Annotated in this window: 25 protein-coding genes; 9 read left to right on the forward strand and 16 right to left on the reverse strand. The window is 40.4% G+C overall.

Annotated elements, in window-relative coordinates:
* Positions 1-90: 90 nt before the first annotated feature.
* From C9J41_RS02330 to C9J41_RS02340, 3 genes are all read right to left on the reverse strand, one after another.
* Positions 91-987 carry a Dyp-type peroxidase gene (locus C9J41_RS02330; RefSeq protein ID WP_107205462.1) on the reverse strand — a complete coding sequence of 299 codons (897 nt, stop codon included), beginning with the start codon at positions 985-987 and terminating at the stop codon, positions 91-93.
* 210 nt (positions 988-1,197) lie between these two features.
* Complete coding sequence (locus tag C9J41_RS02335; protein ID WP_107294159.1) at positions 1,198-1,611, reverse strand: hypothetical protein; 414 nt, start codon at positions 1,609-1,611, stop codon at positions 1,198-1,200.
* Between the two features lie 19 nt (positions 1,612-1,630).
* Positions 1,631-2,077: a DUF2919 domain-containing protein gene (locus C9J41_RS02340; protein ID WP_107294160.1), complete on the reverse strand. Its 447-nt coding sequence runs from the start codon at positions 2,075-2,077 to the stop codon at positions 1,631-1,633.
* Between the two features lie 425 nt (positions 2,078-2,502).
* On the opposite strand from C9J41_RS02340, the gene C9J41_RS02345 reads away from it, so the two are divergent.
* The 3 genes from C9J41_RS02345 (at position 2,503) to C9J41_RS02355 (ending at position 3,605) form a co-directional block, all read left to right on the forward strand.
* The gene (locus tag C9J41_RS02345) at positions 2,503-2,850 is read left to right on the forward strand and encodes a DUF2956 domain-containing protein (protein ID WP_107205459.1); all 348 of its coding nucleotides are present in this window, start codon (positions 2,503-2,505) and stop codon (positions 2,848-2,850) included.
* 14 nt (positions 2,851-2,864) lie between these two features.
* Complete coding sequence (locus tag C9J41_RS02350) at positions 2,865-3,302, forward strand: DUF1499 domain-containing protein (RefSeq protein ID WP_107205458.1); 438 nt, start codon at positions 2,865-2,867, stop codon at positions 3,300-3,302.
* Between the two features lie 69 nt (positions 3,303-3,371).
* Positions 3,372-3,605 (forward strand): hypothetical protein, encoded by a 234-nt coding sequence (locus tag C9J41_RS02355; protein ID WP_107205457.1) that lies wholly within the window; start codon positions 3,372-3,374, stop codon positions 3,603-3,605.
* A gap of 45 nt (positions 3,606-3,650) precedes the next feature.
* Here the strand turns inward: C9J41_RS02355 and C9J41_RS02360 are convergent, their stop codons facing one another.
* The 6 genes from C9J41_RS02360 to napF form a co-directional block, all read right to left on the reverse strand.
* Positions 3,651-3,791 (reverse strand): TIGR02808 family protein, encoded by a 141-nt coding sequence (locus tag C9J41_RS02360; protein WP_107205456.1) that lies wholly within the window; start codon positions 3,789-3,791, stop codon positions 3,651-3,653.
* Between the two features lie 15 nt (positions 3,792-3,806).
* The gene (locus C9J41_RS02365) at positions 3,807-4,382 is read right to left on the reverse strand and encodes a NapC/NirT family cytochrome c (RefSeq protein WP_107205455.1); all 576 of its coding nucleotides are present in this window, start codon (positions 4,380-4,382) and stop codon (positions 3,807-3,809) included.
* Between the two features lie 19 nt (positions 4,383-4,401).
* Complete coding sequence (locus C9J41_RS02370; RefSeq protein ID WP_107294161.1) at positions 4,402-4,911, reverse strand: nitrate reductase cytochrome c-type subunit; 510 nt, start codon at positions 4,909-4,911, stop codon at positions 4,402-4,404.
* A gap of 67 nt (positions 4,912-4,978) precedes the next feature.
* The gene (napA, locus tag C9J41_RS02375; RefSeq protein WP_107294162.1) at positions 4,979-7,465 is read right to left on the reverse strand and encodes a periplasmic nitrate reductase subunit alpha; all 2,487 of its coding nucleotides are present in this window, start codon (positions 7,463-7,465) and stop codon (positions 4,979-4,981) included.
* Complete coding sequence (locus C9J41_RS02380; protein WP_005370174.1) at positions 7,462-7,734, reverse strand: chaperone NapD; 273 nt, start codon at positions 7,732-7,734, stop codon at positions 7,462-7,464. Before C9J41_RS02380 ends, napA begins: the two co-directional genes overlap by 4 nt.
* 21 nt (positions 7,735-7,755) lie before the next feature.
* On the reverse strand, positions 7,756-8,253 hold the full coding sequence (gene napF / locus C9J41_RS02385) for a ferredoxin-type protein NapF (RefSeq protein ID WP_199187032.1): 498 nt from the start codon (positions 8,251-8,253) through the stop codon (positions 7,756-7,758).
* Between the two features lie 287 nt (positions 8,254-8,540).
* Here napF and narQ point away from each other — a divergent pair, with 287 nt between their 5' ends.
* Positions 8,541-10,226, forward strand: coding sequence for a nitrate/nitrite two-component system sensor histidine kinase NarQ (narQ, locus tag C9J41_RS02390; protein WP_107294163.1), 1,686 nt, complete (start codon positions 8,541-8,543; stop codon positions 10,224-10,226).
* A gap of 4 nt (positions 10,227-10,230) precedes the next feature.
* Positions 10,231-10,857: a response regulator gene (locus C9J41_RS02395; protein WP_107294164.1), complete on the forward strand. Its 627-nt coding sequence runs from the start codon at positions 10,231-10,233 to the stop codon at positions 10,855-10,857.
* 48 nt (positions 10,858-10,905) lie between these two features.
* On the opposite strand, the gene C9J41_RS02400 is transcribed toward C9J41_RS02395, so the two are convergent.
* A complete protein-coding gene (locus tag C9J41_RS02400) occupies positions 10,906-11,184 on the reverse strand; it encodes a helix-turn-helix domain-containing protein (RefSeq protein ID WP_107205449.1) in 279 nt (92 codons plus the stop codon).
* Positions 11,185-11,424: 240 nt separating this feature from the next.
* On the opposite strand from C9J41_RS02400, the gene C9J41_RS02405 reads away from it, so the two are divergent.
* The 3 genes from C9J41_RS02405 to C9J41_RS02415 all read left to right on the forward strand — a co-directional run bounded on the left by C9J41_RS02405 (position 11,425) and on the right by C9J41_RS02415 (position 13,276).
* The gene (locus C9J41_RS02405; protein WP_005370164.1) at positions 11,425-11,778 is read left to right on the forward strand and encodes an ArsC family reductase; all 354 of its coding nucleotides are present in this window, start codon (positions 11,425-11,427) and stop codon (positions 11,776-11,778) included.
* Positions 11,779-11,791: 13 nt separating this feature from the next.
* Entirely contained in the window at positions 11,792-12,922 is a 1,131-nt protein-coding gene (dapE, locus tag C9J41_RS02410; RefSeq protein WP_107205448.1) for a succinyl-diaminopimelate desuccinylase, read from the forward strand.
* A gap of 159 nt (positions 12,923-13,081) precedes the next feature.
* Positions 13,082-13,276 (forward strand): DUF2897 family protein, encoded by a 195-nt coding sequence (locus C9J41_RS02415; RefSeq protein ID WP_107205447.1) that lies wholly within the window; start codon positions 13,082-13,084, stop codon positions 13,274-13,276.
* Between the two features lie 82 nt (positions 13,277-13,358).
* Here C9J41_RS02415 and C9J41_RS02420 read toward each other — a convergent pair whose 3' ends face one another.
* The 6 genes from C9J41_RS02420 to C9J41_RS02445 form a co-directional block, all read right to left on the reverse strand.
* Positions 13,359-14,600 carry a glutamate-5-semialdehyde dehydrogenase gene (locus C9J41_RS02420; protein ID WP_107205446.1) on the reverse strand — a complete coding sequence of 414 codons (1,242 nt, stop codon included), beginning with the start codon at positions 14,598-14,600 and terminating at the stop codon, positions 13,359-13,361.
* 82 nt (positions 14,601-14,682) lie between these two features.
* Positions 14,683-15,837, reverse strand: a complete 1,155-nt coding sequence (gene proB, locus C9J41_RS02425) for a glutamate 5-kinase (RefSeq protein WP_107205445.1) — start codon at positions 15,835-15,837, stop codon at positions 14,683-14,685.
* Positions 15,838-16,092: 255 nt separating this feature from the next.
* A complete protein-coding gene (gene crl / locus C9J41_RS02430) occupies positions 16,093-16,497 on the reverse strand; it encodes a sigma factor-binding protein Crl (RefSeq protein WP_107205444.1) in 405 nt (134 codons plus the stop codon).
* A gap of 273 nt (positions 16,498-16,770) precedes the next feature.
* The gene (gene frsA, locus C9J41_RS02435; protein ID WP_107205443.1) at positions 16,771-18,030 is read right to left on the reverse strand and encodes an esterase FrsA; all 1,260 of its coding nucleotides are present in this window, start codon (positions 18,028-18,030) and stop codon (positions 16,771-16,773) included.
* Positions 18,031-18,187: 157 nt separating this feature from the next.
* Positions 18,188-18,646 (reverse strand): xanthine phosphoribosyltransferase, encoded by a 459-nt coding sequence (gpt, locus tag C9J41_RS02440; protein ID WP_107205442.1) that lies wholly within the window; start codon positions 18,644-18,646, stop codon positions 18,188-18,190.
* A gap of 69 nt (positions 18,647-18,715) precedes the next feature.
* Positions 18,716-20,005 (reverse strand): NCS2 family permease, encoded by a 1,290-nt coding sequence (locus tag C9J41_RS02445; RefSeq protein WP_107205441.1) that lies wholly within the window; start codon positions 20,003-20,005, stop codon positions 18,716-18,718.
* 1,093 nt (positions 20,006-21,098) lie between these two features.
* On the opposite strand from C9J41_RS02445, the gene C9J41_RS02450 reads away from it, so the two are divergent.
* Entirely contained in the window at positions 21,099-22,559 is a 1,461-nt protein-coding gene (locus tag C9J41_RS02450; RefSeq protein ID WP_107205440.1) for an aminoacyl-histidine dipeptidase, read from the forward strand.
* Positions 22,560-22,571: the final 12 nt, after the last annotated feature.

Raw genomic sequence — 22,571 nt, forward strand, 5'->3', positions numbered from 1 at the left:
TTCGGTAGCGCTTTTTGTTTATCTGAGCTTTAAAAAAGCATGCTTAAAACAGAGTTCATCGCATGCTTGTATCTATCGATTTTATAGTAATTAAAGGCTCTTTAGCATCGCCATCGATGGTGCAAAGAAGTATGCGCCAGTTACCGGTTTTGAGAAACGTAACATTTGGTCTGTTTTACCATCCGTTTCACCAAACATGCTTTCAAGCTGCGCATCAAAGTGATGCTGACGCTGACAGTAAGCAATGAATAGTAAGCCATGATCTGATGTTACAGAGCCATATGGCAAGCTGTGGCGCAGAATCTTTAAGCCTTTACCATCTTCCTTAATATCAACGCGGCCAACGTGTGACGCAGCTGGCACATCTTCTAGTTCAATAGAATCTGGTTTCGTTCTACCAATCACTTTTTCTTGTGCTTTTACGTTTAGACGATGCCATGCTGGTAGGTTATGAACATAACGCTGTACCATTACATAGCTACCACCCGCAAACTCACCTTCAGCAATAACACCCACATTAGCACGATCTTCTGCTGTTTGTGGATTCTCTGTGCCGTCAATGAAATCTGTCATGTCACGGTGGTCAAGGTATTGGAAACCATAGGTTTCATCTAACACTTCTACGTCTTGAGACAATTTTTCTAAGAAAACGCGAAACGCATAAAAGTTAAGATCATGGCGATTAGAATGGATATGCAGTAAGACATCACCCCCTGTTGCTGGCGCAATAGTCTCACCTTCACCTAACTGACGAAACTCTGTTAATTCAGCTGGGCTTTGTTGACCTAAAGACTCCCAAAATGCCTTACCGAAGGCAACACTTGCATGTAACTTTGCGTCTTGCTGCTCAGTATTGAGATCCGCAAGTAACTGATGAATTGACTGGCATTGAGCAATAACATTTTGCTTATTACCTACAACATTCATCACCACATAAAGGGCAAAGGCGCCACGATCTGGAACGATTGCTGGTTGGGCAATACTCATAGGTGTCTTCTCCTAACAGGATGTTTAGTCAAAAATGAAAAGTAATTATAACGATATAAAGACGTAAATCACTTGATCTTAATACATTAGTAGAAAGTTTTACTCTTATCCCAACGATATAGGACATTTTGATACCGACTTAATACTAAAACGCCTTCTAAAAAGAAGGCGTTATTAAGAAGAAAAAGATCAACTATCGATGTTAATACATTATGCCGTCATTATTTCAATTTGAAGTTTAACGCGCTCTTCTAAGTCGGTATTTTCACTTTCAAATAATACTGGCATATTAAGCCCAGTAGACAAAGTTTTGGCTAAAATAGTACGCCAACCACCATCATCTAATCGCTCTTGGATCTGAAAAGCAATTTTCACTTCATCTGGAGAAACATCAAGTAGTTGAGCACGACCAATCACTTCACGACACAAGTTATGTTTACTTTGACTTAAGCCATTAAAAAATATCGTTTCTTCACCAGGCACTAATGATAATGAGGTATTCACTGCATGCTTCGAATGACAGTAACTGCTCAATTCAAAGCTAACATCAAGTAACCAATCAGCCATCGCTAACGGGCTCAGTAACGTGCTTAACAGCAGTTGTCCTCGACTAAAATCATTCATTACAGCTCCCCTTTACAGGCTAGTCTGCAAATATATCTTTAACTCGAGAGCTTCTTAGAAGGTACAACCCAAGCCATGCTGTTAACAGTAATGTGGTTGCCCGTATCCAGCTAAACTCACCATGACTGATAACCAAATGATATATTTGCATTAAAAAATCAAAACTATATGCAGCAAGTAACACTCTTTTCCCTTGCCGCCACAGAAAATGTATTAATTTATTATTTTTATTTCGTTGACCTGATAACCACATCAATAATATTGCGGGACTACCTATTGCCATACCTATATATAAAACATCTCTTATTGGATAAATAAGCTCAAGTAATTCACCGCCTTGAGTACGGCTAACCCCCGCCATAACAAACACTACCCAAGCTTTGGCGTTAAATAGCAAGACGAACCACAACACGGTATTAATTTTTAATTGTCCATGCTGATCATAAGCATCTATCGGATATAACAAGCCATTTCCCTCAAATAGGTATCCAATGAAATTCAGATCAGAGCTTAATAAACTTCTCTATGGTTCACAAACGACTCTAATCTATTCATTTAGATTTTGAACAACAAGGATAAAGTTTTGTGCTGAACCGCACTTTTCCATTTTTTATATTGCCGTTATCGTCACACTTTTTGATCTAAAAAAAACAAAAACACTGTTTTTTAAACATAGATCACAGACAGTAAAAGGTATATACAAATACCTAAAAAACATAAAGTTACACATTAAAAACACCGTTAACAAACCTTTTACTCATTTCTGAAAATTTCCTACACAATCAGTAAGATAGTCCATTACCTTTTCCGTCTATTTTATTGCTATGACATCAACTCTGTTATTTATGGGATATAATCAACGCTTAAATGTTATTTTCAGGGATCTATACCATGGCGAGTAGAAAACAACCGGCCTCTTCACCAGAAACACAAGCTGAAGCTATACGTATAGCAAAGGCCACACAGAAGGTAGGGCAAACAAAAGAGCAAACTCGACTGATTGCACAAGGCATTCAAAAAGGTATAGAGCAATATAAAAAGCAGCAAAAAGCTAAAGCTCGTGAGCAAGACAAACTGAAAAAAAAGGTTTCACGTAATAAGGCCTCTAATGATGCTAACAACGCCTCAGAAGTCATAACTAATACAACTGTTATCCACCATCAGAGTAAACTCGCTTGGGGGCTTTTAATTGCCTCATGGTTAGGGTTTATCACTTACCTACTTCTTCCGCGATTATAAAAAGGATTTACATCGTGTTACTTCGCTTTACGCTATTGCTGTTACTCTTCCTCACTGGCTGTAGCGATACAAAGACAACCTCATGGACGCGTTCAATAAATCAGCTTTGTGAAAATAAGCCCAATTGTGTCTCAACGATTGAAAAGCGTGAACAGTTTAGCGTTAAGCCTTTTCTTTTAACGGCGAAAGGTGAGCATAGCTGGGAAGAAATAAAACGGGTAGCGCTTCAGTTACCAGGTGCAAAAATAGCAGAGCAATCAGATCACTATCTTCATATTGAAGCCACCAGCAAGATTTTTCGGTTCATTGATGACTTTGAAGTCGAAAAAAAAGCACAGCAGTTACAAGTACGCTCTGCATCACGAGTTGGTTATTCTGATTTTGGTGTGAATAGGAAGCGAGTTGAAACATTCCGTAGCCAATTAATAAAGCACGAACTGATTAAACAATAAAAAACAATTTGATAATAATTCTCATTTGCATGTATATTTATAATATTATTCGAAACAGGATTAATTATCATGGATAAGACAACGTTTAAGCTCTTCACGCTATTAGGACTAAGCGTTATTCTTGGTTTACATTTTATTGAAGTCAGTACAAACGAAAGTCAGTCATTCTCTATCGCTTATTTTATGTTTGAATGGCTGCCACTTTACCTTGCTTGGGGATGTTGTTTACGATTGGGTATCGCCAGTGGCAGCGTAATCCCCCCGCGAAAAAACAACAAAAGCCGCCCTTCTATAACGCACTAGCGCATTAAAAGGACGGCTTATTACTTCTTTATCTCGAATATTGGCTTATTCGCTAATTTTTTTATCTTTACCTAGCGAAAGTAGCCAAATACAAATAGCTGCGACTACAGCAAACCCAGATAGAACAATCACCGGCATGGCTGCGTAACCGAGTATATGCCAAATCACTGACTCTAATGTGCTCATCTTATCTCCTTAGGTTTATTGCCAACCTTCAATGTTTTTCATATCAGGCAGTTTATGTGCAATACCCTTGTGGCAATCAACGCACGTTTTATCTCCTGATGCTAATGCCGTCGAATGCAGTTTTGCACTACGAGGCGCTTGCTCTGAGAAATCCATATAATTGAATTCATGACAATTACGGCACTCTTGTGAGTTATTGTCCTTCATTCGCTTCCATTCCCGTTCTGCTAAATGCCCACGGCGATCAGCAAATTTTTCAGGAGTATCAATCGTTCCCATTAAATGGGCCACAATTTCTTTTGATGCCTGTACTTTACGCACGATCTTATCTGTCCAATTGTGAGGAACGTGACAATCCGAACAAATAGCACGGACACCAGAACGATTAGAAAAGTGGATCGTTTCTTGAATTTCTTCAACGATTGGTGCGTGACAACCAGCACAGAACTCTTCAGTGTTAGTCTTTTCCATCGCGGTATTAAATGCCCCCCAGAATAATAAGCCGCCAATAAACCCCATAAAGAGAACGAGACCTACTGCTACTTTGCTGGGTGTTTTTAAGCGTAACCAAAACGTTTTTAATAACTTCATATATCATCCCTTACTTTGGTTACTGCAATGCACTAACACGTTTGAAGTCATTCTCTACTAATGGCTTAGCATCCGCTTGTGGTACGTGACACTGCAGGCAGAAGTAACGACTTGGTGATACATCAGATAGCACCTGTCCTTCTTGCGGTGACACATAGTGCGTTACACTGATTTTGGTTGCGCCCATCTCTTTGGCATTTTTCCAGCTATGACAAGCAAGGCATTTGTTTGCGTTTAGCGACACTTCGTAATGACGGATCGTGTGTGGGATCAACGGTGGCTGATACACATAATCGTTATCAATTACACCTTGATCTTTCGGATAATGCTTCATTGGATCAGCAGGGCGTGTATCTTCTAATTCAGCAGAGCCACGTAATGATTCAAGGCCACCAATACCGCCCGGATTTAATATTTCTGTTTTCGCTACGGCTTCTGATACCGGTTTAGCTGGTGTTGATTCTTCGCTTTGCACAACCCCAGCCATTAATGCACTCACCGCTAATACAACCAATAAGATTCTTTTCATGATGTTCTCCGCCAACAGGCTAATTCTGAAATGAGGCGAGTGATTGATTCACTCGCCATAGGCAGGCTTATACCTTGCTGATTTTAACTGGACATTTTTTGAAGTCTGTTTGCTTCGATAGTGGATCGGTAGCATCAAGGAGCAACTTGTTCACCAAAATTCGAGCATCAAAAAATGGCACAAAAACCAAACCTTGTGGCGGGCGATTACGGCCTCGTGTTTCTACTCGACAGCGTACTTCACCTCGGCGATTAGAGATTTCAACTTCATCACCACGACGTAAGCCACGTGTTTTAGCATCTTCTGGGTGGATATAACACAGCGCATCTGGCACTGCTTTATATAATTCAGGAACACGTCGAGTCATGGTACCTGTATGCCAATGTTCTAATACTCGACCTGTACAAAGCCACATATCAAATTCAGCATCAGGTACTTCAGGTGGCGCTTCATAAGGCGCTGAAATAATCCATGCTTTACCATCAGGCTTACCATAAAAGTCCCAACCAGAACCTTTTTTTGCATAAGGATCTGAGCCTTCTTTAAAGCGCCATTGCGTTTCCTTGCCATCAACAACAGGCCAACGTAAACCGCGCACTTGGTGGTAAGTATCATACGGTGCTAAATCATGACCATGATCACGACCAAATGCCGCATATTCTTCAAACAAGCCTTTTTGAACATAGAAGCCTTGCGCTTTTGCATCATCATTTAACGGTTGGGTTTCCGTTAATGGGAATTTATCAACCTGTCCATTGCGGAATAAAATGTCATACATGGTTTTACCACGGTACGCTGGCATTTTATTAACCAACTCATTTCCCCACACTTCTTCAATAGTAAAGCGCTTCGAGAATTCCATGATCTGCCATAAGTCAGACTTAGCTTCACCTGGTGCTTCAACTTGTTGATACCAAGCTTGTGTACGGCGCTCTGCATTACCATATGCCCCTTCTTTTTCTACCCACATTGCGGTTGGTAAAATAAGATCGGATGCTTGTGCGGTAACGGTTGGGTATGGGTCGGAGCAAACAATGAAGTTTTCTGGATTACGGTAACCCGGTAATCGCTCTTCATTAATATTAGGGCCAGCTTGCATGTTGTTATTACACATCACCCAATACGCATTTAACTTACCGTCTTTTAACATGCGATCTTGAACAACAGCATGATAACCAGGTTTAGGTGGAATAGTGCCTTCCGGTAACTTCCAGATTTTTTCAGCAATGGCTCGGTGTTTAGGATTCGCAACCACCATATCAGCAGGCAAACGGTGAGAGAACGTCCCCACTTCACGTGCTGTACCACAAGCTGATGGCTGACCCGTTAATGAAAATGGACTGTTTCCTGGGGTTGAAATTTTACCGGTTAATAAGTGCAGGTTATAAACCAAACTGTTCATCCACACACCACGGGTATGTTGGTTCATTCCCATGGTCCATAGTGACATCACCTTGGTTTTAGGATCAGCATAAAACTTCGCAAGCTCTATTAACTTTTCAGGTTTAACTCCTGACATTTCTGATGTTTTTTCAAGCGTATACTCAGCAACAGAAGCTTTGTATTCCTCAAAATTCATTGGGAAAATATCACCTGAATTCGGGTGAGCAGCTTGCTGTTGTAGTGGGTTATCGTCACGCAGACCATAACCAATATCTGTTTCAGCACGTTTAAAGTGGGTATGTTTGTTAACAAAGTCCCAATTAACCGCATCGTTTTCAATGATGTAATTAGCTATAAAGTTGGCGATGGCTAAATCGGTTTGAGGCTTAAAAATCATACCGTTATCAGCGAGTTCAAAAGAACGGTGATAATATGTAGACAGTACATTGACTTTAACATGAGGGTGACTTAAACGACGATCAGTAATGCGAGTCCATAGAATAGGGTGCATTTCTGCCATATTAGAGCCCCAAAGGACAAATGCATCAGCATGTTCAAAATCATCGTAACAACCCATCGGCTCATCAATACCAAAGGTACGCATAAACGCACCAACAGCAGATGCCATACAGTGGCGTGCATTCGGATCGATATTGTTAGAACGGAAACCGGCTTTCATCATTTTTGATGCCGCATAACCTTCCATCACCGTCCATTGACCTGAACCAAACATACCTATGCCTGATGGACCATGTTTCTTTAAGGCTAATTTCCACTTTTCAGCCATGATATCGAAAGCTTGATCCCAAGAGATTGGAGTGAATTCGCCTTCTTTATCATATTTTCCATCTTTCATACGAAGCATTGGCGTTTGTAGACGATCTTTTCCGTACATGATCTTTGAAAGGAAATAACCTTTAATACAGTTAAGACCTTTATTTACTGGTGCTTTAGGATCACCTTGAGTAGCAACAACTCGACCATTTTGGGTACCCACCAAAACAGAACAACCTGTACCACAAAAACGACACGGCGCTTTATCCCATTTAATTTTTGTTTCATCAGAACTAACAATTAAATTAGTTGCTGACGCGGGTAAGGTAATACCTGCAACAGCCGCAGCTGAAGCGGCAGCATTTGCTTTAACAAATGCGCGTCTTGTCATTTTCATGAGTTGCCCTCTGGTTGCGTCTCAAAGTGCTCTATTTGGTGATACACCAAAAAAGTAATTAACACATTTTCTAAATTATTGATTTTATCTATGGTATCGGTCACGTAGCCTTGGTTTTCTGTCTCAAGTACTACAATGATTTTCCCTTCTTCACTGTCGCCCGGTATTTCGGTATTTGGCATTGCTAAGATCTGCTCTTTTATTTCTTGCAAGTGCTCAGGTTTTACATGAACCACGAGACTTGATATATGTACTTCTTGTAAAGACATACAGACCCTCTTTGATATGTACTATTGTGCGTTGTTCTCTACACAATCGATTGTTATTGCTGATACAGGACACCCAGATAAACAGGCACCACATCCAGTACAGTCTTTCTCTGTAATCGTTGGCATCGCGACTTTTCCAACCTGTAATTGAAATTTGATCGCTTGAGGTTCACACATATCACCACAGCTTCTGCATTCAATATTTTTAGATGCCATACAACTTTCATTAATCGTTGCAATGATGTCCCATGGCGATTCTAATTGCGGAAGGAACAACGGTTCAGGACACGCCTCTGCGCACTGATAACAAAAAGTGCATTCACCTTCACCTTGGCTGAAATCCACTTGAGGAAAGCCGCCATCACCTTTCACTATGATGTTTGTCTCACAATGTTCGATACAACGTTCACAACGCGAACAAAGATCGGTAAAAGTATCTGCATGATTTAGCCAAGGTAAGCGTGGAATGTTTGATGGTGTTTTGCGTGTGAATAATGAACGTCTTAAACGATCAACCATCATTACCTCTATCGTTGTACTATTTGTGTTACATGGCTGATAAAATACTCAGCAAATAACTCAAATAGCATGCATTAATAAGCTATTCATCTTTTTATACATTAATTCTAAATAATGAAATAATTGCTTAAATACCCCCTAAGGGGTAATTGGTAGGAGTTTTTGCTCTAGATCAATAAATCTAGCTGATAAAGCTCACATTAATAGCTTAATTTTCTGCATCAAAAATTAAGCTATTAATAATTTCAGGGTAAGTAACAGTAAGGATTGCTGTGAATAGGCAAAAAATGACACATTCTGTAACAACGACGATAGCGCGTTCTTTAGTGTTAATTTTGATCATTTCGATAATAACGACTGCACTTGCATTAATGACATTGGTTTCGAGTCAAAATGATGCTGAAGCTATAAATATTGCAGGTTCTTTACGCATGCAAAGCTATCGATTAGCTTTTGATGTTGAAACAGAGTCGCCTCTTTTATCTACACATATTGAACAATTTGAACACTCGCTTTATTCAGCGCCAATGAAAGAACTCTCTTACTGGTTTACCTCTTCAGAGATCCAACAACACTACGATCACATCGTTCTGCGCTGGGCAGAGCTGCACCCGATCCTTGAAAAAGATAACAACACGGTATTTATTCAACATGTCGCCCCATTCGTCCATCGTATTAATACTTTTGTTTCTGAACTGCAAAAATCATCAGAACTTAAAATCCAACGACTCGCTATTATTGGCGCCATAGGCCTTAGTCTGATTTCTCTTATCATCTTCTACACTATTCGTTATACACGCCAACAAGTTGTCGCACCTTTAAATGATCTTGTTGATGCTTGTAAGCAAGTAAAGCGTAAAGATTTTCGATTGGATTTATTAAATAATAGCAATAATGAACTAGGTATTCTTGCCCATACCTTTAGTAGAATGTCATCAGATCTTGAACAGCTTTATCAAGGCTTAGAGCGCAGTGTCAATGAAAAAACCCACCGCTTACGTCATGCAAACGAATCACTCCAAGTGCTTTATAATTGCTCACAACAACTTTCTGTTAGCCATTTAACCCGAGAACAATTTACCAACATGCTTGAAACCATGATTGCTATAGATGGCTTAATTGGTACAAAACTGATCATTGCAGAGCCAAATGGCAGCACATCAGAAATTCAAGTGGGTCAACAAGCAGGTCAACATTGGCAATATAACGAATTGTATATCGATGGTGAATTAATGGGACAACTTTGGTGGCAGTACACTTTACCTTGTCCTGATAAGGCATTAATTAATAATATCTCTCAGATCCTTGCTCGCGCTATCTATTACAACCGCGCCCAAAAACAAGCGGAATATTTATTGATAATGGAAGAGCGCGCGACCATTGCCCGTGAACTCCATGATTCATTGGCACAATCGCTCTCCTATTTGAAAATTCAATTAGCCTTATTAAAAAGAAAACTCAATCAAAGCGATCAAAATGAAAGTACCCATCAAACTGTCCATGATATTGAAGAAGAGTTAAGTAACGCTTATACCCAACTGCGCGAATTACTCAGTACATTTCGGTTGATGATTAAAGATGCCAATTTTGGTGAAGCCTTAAATCAAATGTTAGAACCATTAGAAGAGCAAACCGATGCACTCTTAATTATAGATAATCAAATATCATCAATGGCGTTAGATGCCCATAACCAGGTTCACCTGTTACAAATTATTCGAGAAGCAGTATTAAATGCGATTAAACATGCAGACGCCGATGAGATTATCGTAAACTGCCAACAAACCGATCAACATATTGATGTCACGATCATCGATGACGGTAGAGGATTCGACCTTAACGAGAGAAAACGTGATCATTACGGTTTAAGTATTATGCAAGAGCGCGCATCACGGCTACAAGGTGAATTAAAAATACAATCGGGAATCAATCAAGGCTGCACTATCTGCCTTCTATTTCCATTACAAAAAGGATAACACGATGACATGCTGGAAAGTTATGATTGTAGATGATCACCCTCTCATGCGTCGAGGGATAAGCCAACTATTAAGTATTGAATCAGACTTCCAATTAGTAGGTGAAGCCAGCAATGGTAATGATGCTATCGCACTCGCCCATGAAAAATCACCAGATTTGATCTTACTCGATTTAAATATGAAGGGATTGTCCGGTCTTGATACGCTAATAGCGATGCGTGATGAAGGAATACTTGCCTGTATTGTTATATTAACTGTCTCTGATAGTCGAAGCGATATTAAAACAGTACTCAATGCTGGCGCTGACGGTTATTTACTCAAAGATACTGAGCCTGATGAATTAATCGAACAACTAAAATCAGCGTTATGTGGTGGTAAAGCCTATAGTGATATCGTAAAAGAGTGCCTTGATTCACCACATACCCCTACGAATATTTTGTCTCAATTAACAGACCGTGAGACGCAAATATTACAAGAAGTGGCAAAAGGTCAACGTAATCGCCAAATAGCCGAACAGCTTTTTATCTCAGAAGCGACGGTTAAAGTTCATATGAAAAGTTTACTCAAAAAGCTACAAGTAAAATCCCGTACAGCCGCCACTATTTTATACCTTGAAGCCAAGGGCCAGTAATATCCTATTAAAAACGCATAACACGTGACGTCTTATGCGTTTTAATTTTTAGGATAACGCCGCTAATAAGTAGGGTTCTTTTTCTTTGATCCATTCCAAATCAAATGGTCCCCAATCACTCAGCGTATAGTAACCATCATTATGACGGCGACCATCTTGAATGAAAGCAAGCTCAATACCGATGCTAGGTAGCGCTTTTAATACATCTTGAATAGTGCGACGCGGCCAGCCTGTTTGCTCAACCAAACGAGGGACATTAGGTCTCTCTGTATTTTCTACTAACAATGCTAAATAAAGTCGACGGGCAAAAACCGGATTCAGTTCCATTGAGGCCTCCATAAAATATTCCACATATTATTAAGCAGTGGAAAATATTTATGTTGAGTTTGATCAAGCCCGCTTTATCTTTACTTCTATTAAATAGAAAAATAAAAAAGCATTATTGTTTTTGTTAACAATACCGTTCTCAATCTCTTACAATCAGCTCACAAACAACAACACTTGCGGTCATTGTGTAATCTCGTTATAAAAGACTATCCATTAAAATATAATCAAGTCAGATCTTTTATGAGTACTACAGCCTACGGCATCAAAAACTGCGACACTATCAAGAAAATGAAAAAGTGGTTAGAAGCAGAAAATATCGAATACACTTTCCATGATTACCGTGTTGATGGCTTAGATCGCGCTCAACTCGAAACGTTTGAAACAGCACTTGGTTGGGAAGCCATGCTTAATAAACGTGGAACGACTTACCGTCAACTGACTGATGAGCAAAAAAATAGCTTAAACCGCGACAATGCCTTAGCCCTAATGTTAGAGCAACCAGCAATGATCAAACGTCCGCTATTAGTACACAATGATGCGTACTACTTAGGTTTTAAACCTGCTCAATACCAAGAAATTTTCCATCAACAATAACAAGGATACAAGGATGTCTGATAGCCCAGTTATTGCGCTTGCTAAAGATTTAATGAGTCGCCCATCTGTTACTCCTGAAGATGCAGGCTGCCAAGATGTAATGATCGCTCGTCTTGAGCAATTAGGCTTTATTATCGAAACCATGGTATTTGAAGATACCACCAACCTTTGGGCTCGCCGTGGTACCCAAGCTCCACTGTTTGTTTTCGCTGGTCACACCGATGTGGTACCGTCAGGTCCAGTAGAGCAATGGCACACGCCACCGTTTGAACCAACGATTATCGATGGCTACCTTCACGGCCGTGGCGCCGCTGATATGAAAGGCTCTCTAGCATGTATGATTGTTGCCATTGAGCGTTTCATCGCAGAAAACCCAGATCACAAAGGCTCAATTGCCCTGCTCATCACCTCTGATGAAGAAGGGCCGTTTATCAATGGTACAACCCGTGTAGTTGATACCCTTGAAGCCCGTAATGAAAAAATCGATATGTGTATTGTCGGTGAGCCTTCAAGTACTCACCACGTTGGAGACGTTGTTAAAAACGGACGTCGTGGCTCAATTACCGGTGATTTAACCGTAAAAGGTATTCAGGGGCACGTTGCCTATCCACACCTTGCCAATAATCCCATTCACAAAGCATTACCAGCCCTCGCTGAGCTTGCTGCCACCACATGGGATAACGGCAATGCATATTTCCCACCGACCAGTTTCCAGATCCCAAATGTTGCCGCAGGCACGGGCGCATCGAATGTGATCCCTGGAGAATTTGAAGTGCAATTTAACTTCCGCTTTAGTACTGAATTAACGGATGAAGAAATAAAGCGTCGTGTACATTCAGTATTAGATGCCCATGGTTTAGATTACGACTTAAAATGGACATTAAGCGGTCATCCATTCCTTACCGATAAAGGTACGCTAGTCGAAGCGGTTGTTGCAGCGATTGAAGAAGTAAACCACCAGCAACCTGAACTTCTTACTACCGGTGGTACATCGGATGGTCGATTTATCGCTCGTACCGGTGCGCAAGTGGTTGAGTTAGGCCCTGTAAATGCCACTATTCACAAAGTGAATGAGTGTGTAAAAGTCGCAGATCTTGAAAAGCTAACCGACATGTACCAAAAAGTATTAGAAAAAGCACTGTAATAACAAACGCATTCAATACTCAAAGCAGCTAACGTATTTCACGTAAGAAGTGAAATATGTGGCTGCTTTTTTATTGCCATTAATGACTAATATATAAGCTAAATGATCGATAAAAGTGTTATCCTGAAAATACTCTATCACTAAATTAGTGAGGCTAATATGGAATGGCTTTTTAACCCTTGGGTGATCTCTTTTATTATTGTTGCCGTCATCGCTAGCAACATTGCAGCGCTAAAATATACCGCTTATATGAAGATTGAGATGCAGAAAAAACACAAACTGTTTGACGACAAACACCCTCTCAGTAAGCAAGAAAATCCTGTATCTCAAGATAAAAAAGACGACAAAGAATAAGAAAAAATCAAAAATTACTGGCATAAAAAAAGCTGCCAATTAGTGATTACTAGCCGGCAGCTTTTTACATTTTATTTAACGATTAAGCACGGCTTAAGTAATCAGCAACACCCACCCACTTATAACTCGTCAGCTCTTCTAAACCCATTGGGCCACGAGCATGCAGTTTCTGGGTTGATACCGCAACTTCCGCACCTAAACCAAATTGCGCACCGTCAGTAAAACGTGTAGACGCATTCACATAAACAGCCGCCGAGCCTGCCGCATTAACAAAACGTTCTGCCGACTGCAGGTTATTAGTTAAGATTGAATCGGAATGGCTCGCATTGTGCTTACGCATATGGAAAATGGCTTCATCCACATCGTTTACCACCTTAATACCTAAGGTGTAGCTTAACCATTCAGTATCAAAGTCACCTTCTGCTATCTTGCGCAGAGAAGACGCTTTACCTTCAAGTAGATTATAGGCTGCTTCATCAGCAACCAGTGCTACCTTGGCTTTGTTCATACGCTCAACTAAACGTGATAAGAAGGCTTCTGCTACTTTCTCATTTACAAGTAAGGTATCTAACGCATTACAGGCCGATGGACGCTGTACTTTGGCATTTTCAACCACATCTAAAGAACGAGTAAGATCGGCACTTTCATCAACATAAATATGGCTAATACCAAAACCGCCGATAATCACAGGAATAGTGCTGTTTTCTTTACACATTTTATGTAAACCCGCACCACCACGAGGAATGATCATATCTACGTATTGATCAAGCTTAAGCAGTTGTGAAACAAGTTCGCGATCGGGTTGCTCTATGTACTGTACAGAAGCGGCTGGTAGTCCTGCTTTTTCCAATGCCACTTGAATCACTTTTACCAGTGCCATATTGGAGTGGAATGTCTCGCGACCACCACGAAGGATGCTAGCGTTACCTGTTTTTAGGCATAATGCCGCAATATCAATCGTAACATTCGGACGCGCTTCATAGATCACACCAACAACCCCTAATGGAACGCGACGACGGCTTAAACGCATACCATTTTCAAGTACGCGGCTATCAAGCTCTGCACCAACAGGATCATTAAGATTAATCACATTACGCACATCATTTGCAATACCCGCTAATCGTGATTCATTTAGTAATAAGCGATCGACTAATGCATCAGACATACCTGATTCAAGTGCGGCATCAATATCTTGTTTGTTCGCTGCTAAGATAATGTCTTTATTACTTTCTAATTCATCAGCAATAATCGCTAAAGCATTATTTTTAACTGCAGTTGCCGTTGTTGCTAACTCGAAAGCAGCCTGTTGTGCCGCTTGTCCCATTAATTCAAGATTCACAATAATTCCTCTATTAATCCTTGTCGTGATGCCAATACTTCTCTGTATTTATACATACATGTCGTTTTTAAATAACTACCATATCATCACGATGGATAGCCACGTGACCATGTTCGTAACCCAACACAAGGTGGATTTCTTGGCTATGCTTTCCTGCAATTTTTGCCATATCTACACTCGAGTAGCGGCAAATACCACGTGCTAATAGGTTATTTTGTTTATCAAAGATACGCACCACTTCACCGCGTTCAAAATCACCTTTTACCATGGTGATCCCTTTCGCAAGTAAACTACTCCCACGTTGTTGCACAGCAATGACAGCGCCATCATCAATAACAATGTCACCGGCTGGAGGAGGCCCAGCTAAAATCCAACGCTTACGGCTTTCTAATGGGGATTCCAGCGGTAAGAAACGCGTACCAACAGATTTACCTTCCGCTAAATCAATAATGACATCAGGACGACGACCAGCAGCGATGATCACTTCAATACCAGCTCGACGAGCCACATCTGCTGCCTGTAGTTTTGTTGCCATGCCGCCTGTACCTAAACCACCCACAGTGCCACCCGCTAATTTACGCAGTGTTTCATCAATAGTATGTACTTCACGGATAAGCTCTGCATCAGGATTACTACGAGGATCGGCGGTAAATAGACCTGGTTGATCTGTCATTAATAACAGTTTATCTGCGCCACCTAAAATACCGACAAGTGCGGATAAGTTATCGTTATCACCCACTTTAATTTCTGTTGTCGCTACCGCATCATTTTCATTCACAACAGGAACAATACCGTTATCCAGCAAGGCAACTAACATATCACGCGCATTTAAATAACGTTCCCGATCGTTTAAATCTGCACGCGTTAATAGCATTTGACCGATATTGATCCCATAGATACCAAATAAGATTTCCCACTCTTGAATTAAGCGACCTTGACCAACCGCAGCCAGTAATTGCTTACTTGCCATTGTTTTGGGCAGTTCGGGGTAACCTAAATGCTCACGTCCTGCTGCAATTGCACCAGATGTGACAATAATAATTTTATGTCCTTGACGACGAAGCATCGCACATTGACGGACAAGCTCAACCATATGGGCGCGATCTAACTTCAGCGTACCGCCAGTAAGAACACTGGTGCCCAACTTAACAACAATTGTTTGTGATGCAGCAGATGCTGCAAGGTCTTGCTCTCGAGCATTAGTATTTTTGGTATCTGCCATGGGGATCAAACAAAATAGAAAGAAATAATATGTACTTTGTTTTATCAATACTGCTAATAAAGCACAAGAGAAAAACAATGACTAAATACATATAAGTGCGCAAATATTTAGTTAAACAACTGAAACGCTTACAAATCACACAAAATTATATTTAAGCCGCTAAATTCGGTTATCTTAGGCAACAAGATGTAAAAAAAAGATACAAAAAAACCCATCACTTCATTGGATGGGTTTTATAAATTGAGAGCAAATTATTTATGCTAGCTCAGTAAGCGGTGTTTGTGTGAGTTCTGAAGATGGAGATAAGGTTAATTGGCATTCATCAACAATAAATGGCGTCAACTTACGGTGAAAATCTAATAATGTTTTCATCACCGCATCTTTATGCTTTGCGGGTAACTTTCCATTACTCCACTCACCATTTAAATCAAAACGGCCAAAATCATAGCAATATTCATAACCATTATCGGTTACTGTTAAAATTAACCACCAGCCCCAAAATTCACGTTGTTCGGGCTCTTTATCAGCATTAACACAACTGGCTAAACAATCAAAAAAGAACTGACCTTCTTTTGATTTTTTCTCACGTAAGTAAGGACCCAGCGCAGTTAATTTTGTTATTAAACGCCCATGAGGCGGAAAAAGAGTTGTCGAAGTCATTGCAAATCCATCCATAGTCAACTGCAGTGATGAGTATGCTAATACTCAAAATAATATACGTTTACTAACGTTTTTTAATCACGTTGTTTATGTGCAACATGATAGCTATCAGTATTTATATATTATGGTTGAATATGGATAAAATGCTAGTGAAGATACGAAATTTTATTAACAATATCATAGTGGTATAAAATAAAGTTCGATATCCTCACTGCGTACCGTCAAGGTTTTGTCTCCACCTTAACCATTAGAGCCAAATAATTGTCTACTTTATTACCTTAACTGCTCATTTAACCATTCAACGACAGTCGTTAATGAACGGTGGTAGCCATCATGAATAGGCTTTTCTGGTAATGTTATCGCTTTACCACCATAACTGGACAGCGCAATTAACTGATTATCACTTTCAGGGCATACAGGATCATTTTTTAAACTTATTCCCAGCATTGGCATATCAATACGTCGGCGCCCCAAAATTCCTTGATGCTTTAACGACCATGCCGGAAGATGAGAAATGATGCTCGTTTCTGATTGACCATTTTTACCCATTCGAGATGCTAACACATCAAGATACATCCGAGGGATCTGCTCAATCATCTTAGGTTGGGTCAACACGCTATGAATCGCGCCGCCCAAGCTAATACAGGTTTTTAAACGTGTTGGCTCCATAAAACCTAAACGAATAGCTGCATTACCGCCCATTCGTAACCCTAGCATTGCAACTTTATGGTGATCGACCCAAGGGACATCACGTATCTGCTGTAATAACGCTTGATGAAGTCGACTGGTATCTTCCGTTAAGTTCCAACGATCACAATGACCGACAGATGGCATATCCAGTGTGACCATCGCATAACCTGCCGGCCCTAAATAATCTTCATATAAGCGCCATAAATCGCATTGCAATGTATCTAATCCACCGCTAACGATCACTGTCGGTAATAGTTTATCGGTACGAGGCAAATGAATGAAGGCTTCAAAGGTTTTACCTTCATACTTGACACTAATCGTTCGCATATCATGCGGGCGTAATTCTATCGCTTCACGATAACTTTGATTGGCTTGCAATTCTGCTTGATCAGCCAATTGATCGCCTTTGATATACGGATACGCGGCAATACTGTAATGCGTGCTGGCTTTTAATAACAACTCAGAAGCTTTAAGTTTCTCGCCTTCATTTAATAGAAGACGTGCTTGCTTTTGATAGCTTGCGCCCAATTGCGCCCATTCATATGTCCAGTTACCTGGCTTATAGCCAATCACCGTATCCAGTAAATGTTCACTCGTACGTGGAGATTTAGCACCCGCAATACGAGCAAGTACCGCTTCAAGCTCTATCGGATCGACGCCCTGCCAAATCCATTGTGGGCGACGTAAAACACGGTACCAGCTAGCCTTACTCTCACCATCCAGCGCATTGTTCACTCGCCCACTACGCACATGAGCAATTTTAACCAAATTCGATGTCTCTTTAGAGGTTGGTCTTGGGGCAAATAACTTTTCGGACAAATTTTCAGGGGATGGCTCAGACACGGCACTCTCCACGTGGTCTTGATGATGTGTAGTGATGATATACCCAAAATCACTTACGTATGTCGATTTAAAACAAAAAAAGACGCCTTATCGGCGTCTTATTAATCAATCTTAGTTTACAGCAGCAAAGCAATAAACCTTGATAAAGGGAGAATGCTTATCGCTTAGCGATTGGATCGACAAACGTTACTGCCATATCCCACGGTTGTTCAATCCACGTTTCTTGTGGGATATCAACAACGTAATCATCAACTAAATGTTGACCTGCAGGTTTTGCGCATACTGTTACAAATTTACCACGTGGGTACAGTTCACGAATTTTTTCAGCAGTACCGCCCGTGTCGACTAAATCATCAACAATAATAAAGCCTTCACCATCACCTTCTGCTTTCTTGATCACACGCATATCACGTTGGTGATCATGATCGTAGCTTGAGATACATACGGTATCTACATGACGGATACCCAGTTCACGCGCCAAAATAGCAGCAGGAACAAGACCGCCACGGCTAACAGCAATAATACCTGTCCACTGCTCAGCAGGTAGCAACTTTTCAGCTAGCTGACGAGTGTAAGTTTGCATGTTATCCCAAGTGATGATGAATTTATTACTCATAGATAAAGAACCTCTGGATCAACGATGTTAAATCGCCCTAAATAGATAAAGCTTTATGAAATCTAAAACTTAAAGAAAAATTATTTTTGCAAGGAACAATGCTGAAATAACCCAAACACTGATATTTACATCACGCCCCTTACCACTCATTGCTTTAACCGCAGCATAAGTGATAAAACCAAGGCCAATACCTTCAGCGATAGAATAAGTTAAAGGCATCAACAAACAAACCACAACAACCGGTGCAGCTTCTGTTAGATCACGCCAATCAATTGCCACTAACCCCGACATCATCAAAATCGCGACGTAGAATAATGCACCAGCCGTTGCGTAGGCAGGTACCATGCCAGCTAATGGAGCAAAAAATAGAGCGAGTAAGAATAATACACCAACCGTTACCGCAGTAAGACCGGTACGACCTCCGACTGCGACACCGGACACACTCTCGACAAAAGAAGTGGTATTCGATGTACCCAATAAGGCACCAACAGAGGTTGCTGTACTATCTGCAAGTAACGCGCGATTTAAGCGTGGCAACTTGCCATCTTCACCGATTAAGTTTGCTTTTGTCGCAACACCGACAAGCGTACCTGCGGTATCAAATAAATCGACAAACAAGAAAGCAAACACAATTGAAATCAGGCCAACTTCCATTGCCCCCGAAAAATCTAATTGCATAAAGGTTGGTGCAATGCTTGGTGGCATTGACATAATGCCGCCATAAGTCACTTCACCAAATGCAATACTCAACCCAGTAACAATTAAGATTGCAATCAAGACTGCAGCTTTAAAGCCACGATGAACAAGCGCTATGGTTAGAAAGAAACCAAGTGCTGCCATCACAACAGGAAAACTGGTTAGATCGCCTACTTGTACTAACGTCGCAGGGTTATCTACGACAATGCCTGAACTCTGTAATGCAATGAAGGCAAGGAATAAACCTATACCTGCAGAAATTCCGGTTCGCAGCGCCATTGGTATGGAGTTAATGATCCATTCCCGTACTTTTAATAAACTTAACGCAATAAAACACAAACCTGATAAGAAAACAGCGGCTAACGCAACTTGCCATGTATACCCCATGCCTAGCACAACGGTATAAGTAAAGAAGGCATTTAAGCCCATGCCTGGTGCTTGTGCGACAGGATAGTTAGCAAAAAATCCCATCACAAAACAACCGATCATCGCTGCTAAACAGGTTGCAACAAATACTGCACCTTTATCCATTCCCGTACTGGATAGCATAGTAGGGTTTACAAAAATGATGTAAGCCATGGTCAGGAATGTTGTTAAGCCAGCAAGCAACTCCGTTCGCACAGTTGTGCCGTGTTCCTTTAGTTTAAATAACTTCTCAAGCATGTTTCTCTGTTCCTTGGAGATTGACACGTTAGTATTAAGCAAAAGAAAACGTTTGCGTTCTCAATTCGAGCGCGATTATAAACATCAGATCTATCAATTTCCAGAAAATATCGAGTAAATGCACAAAACTAAGACTAATAAATTTAATTTTGTTTTTTTGGCTTTTAAGAACAGATAATTAGCAATATAAAATCAATGCATTAGCTAAAATATTCCAAATTAATATATTTCATCTATTTTATATTTATGAGATCTACAGCAATAAAACGTACTAAGGATCACATCGCGATGTGTGACTAACTTGTTATGACGATTTAAAGGTAAAAAAACGCCGCTTCAAAGCGAAGCGGCGGCGAATGTTGCAAATAATCGCTCACGATTATTTAGTATTCTCAAGTTAGGGGGTGAACAAGCTGTTCGGCTAACTAGTCAGCAACTAGATAACAAAATTCTTAGTAACCAAAGTAATTAGGGTAAGTAAAGTTACCTGTATATACAGAGCGGTTATTCCAAAAGTGTGTAATTGAATCAAAAATTTTCATTTTAAATCACCTTATAAATAAGTAATCCAAATTAACCACATAAATATTTATGCGCTTAATCCTTGGAGGGGAAAGACCATCGTGGTCGCACTTATCTCGGTTCCATGGAGGCGATATCTCGGGTTCATCCTGAACGTGTACAGTGTTTTCTCATACCTTTATGAGACTGTCTAAATCATAACCATTACGTAATTTACTTTCAAGCGTTTCCTTTAACCTCGTCACACTTTTTACAAAAAAACATTGTTAAACCAATTTTGATGTAATTTTTTTTCAATTTTGATCGGTTAAATCTTGCTTTATGATCAAGAAAATAAATATAAGAAATAATTACGTAATCATCAGCTCAATGTATACAAGTCAAGCGCCGTTAATACTTATTCATTATCGTATTCGTGGTTTAAGATTTTACTTTTTTCTCTACCTCCACCGAAGTCTGAATGATATGCTAAAAAAAATGCGATGGAGTAAATCGCTACTTATATATGTCATTTGACGGCTAATAGCCTGACAAGTGTCACTGGACCAAAATTCTATAAAGGTAGGCTTCCGTGTCTGAAATCAGTCAACTATCTCCTCAAGCTGTATGGCAATTTTTCGATCAAATTTGTTCGATCCCTCATCCTTCTAAATATGAAGAACAATTAGCACAATTCATCATTGAGTTTGCTAAAAAAGAAGGCTTAGATGTTCGCCGTGATGAAACAGGTAACGTCATTATTAAAAAGCCAGCAACAGCAGGCATGGAAAACCGTAAAGGTGTGGTACTTCAAGCGCACATCGACATGGTTCCACAGAAAAATGAAGAAACCGTTCACGACTTCACAACAGATCCTATCCAACCTTTCATTGACGGTGAATGGGTAACGGCAAAAGGTACAACATTAGGTGCTGATAACGGTATGGGTATGGCAAGCTGTCTTGCGGTACTGGCTGCTAAAGATATCGAACATGGCCCATTAGAAGTACTACTTACTATTGATGAAGAAGCTGGCATGACCGGTGCTTTTGGTCTTAAAGAAGGTTGGTTAGAAGGTGACATTCTACTAAACACTGACTCTGAGCAAGAAGGCGAAGTCTACATGGGTTGTGCTGGCGGTGTAGACGGCGCAATCACACTTGATATAAAGCGTGAAGCAACACCAGCAGATCACCAAGCAATTAAATTAGTCCTAAAGGGCTTAAAAGGCGGTCACTCTGGTTGTGATATTCATACTGGCCGTGGCAACGCAAACAAATTACTGGCTCGCTTTTTAGTCTCTCATGCAGACGATCTTGGCTTACGTATTAACAACTTCACAGGCGGTAGCCTACGTAACGCAATTCCTCGTGAAGCGTCGGCGATTGTTACCCTACCAGCTAAACATGTTGATCAACTAAATACATTATTCGCTCATTACCAAACGCTACTAAGTGCTGAGCTTGGTCATGTAGAAACAGATATCAACCTATTTACTGAATCTGCTGAACTACCAACAGATGTAATGGTAATGGCAGATCAAACACGTCTAATCAATGTATTAAACGTCTGCCCTAACGGTGTTATCCGTATGAGCGATGACATTGAGGGCGTTGTTGAAACATCGCTAAATATGGGTGTTATCACGACAGAAAGCGATAAAGTGATCGTACTTTGCTTAGTCCGTTCTTTAACTGACTCTGGTCGTAGCTATGTAGAAAGCATGTTGCAATCATTAGCAACCTTAGCAGGCGCACAATGTGAGTTTTCTGGTACATATCCAGGTTGGAAGCCAGACGCTGATTCTGAAATCATGCACGTATTCCGTGACATGTACCAAGAGATGTATGGTAATAAACCCAACATCATGGTGATCCACGCAGGTCTTGAGTGTGGCTTATTTAAAGAACCGTACCCTGAAATGGACATGTTATCATTTGGTCCTACCATCAAGTTCCCACACTCACCTGATGAGAAAGTGAAAATTGATACCGTTCAAATGTTCTGGGATCAAATGATTGCAGTACTTAAAAATATTCCTGTTAAAAAATAAACTTACGGAATA

This window comes from Photobacterium sp. GB-50, assembly GCF_003026755.1.
Classification (GTDB): domain Bacteria; phylum Pseudomonadota; class Gammaproteobacteria; order Enterobacterales; family Vibrionaceae; genus Photobacterium.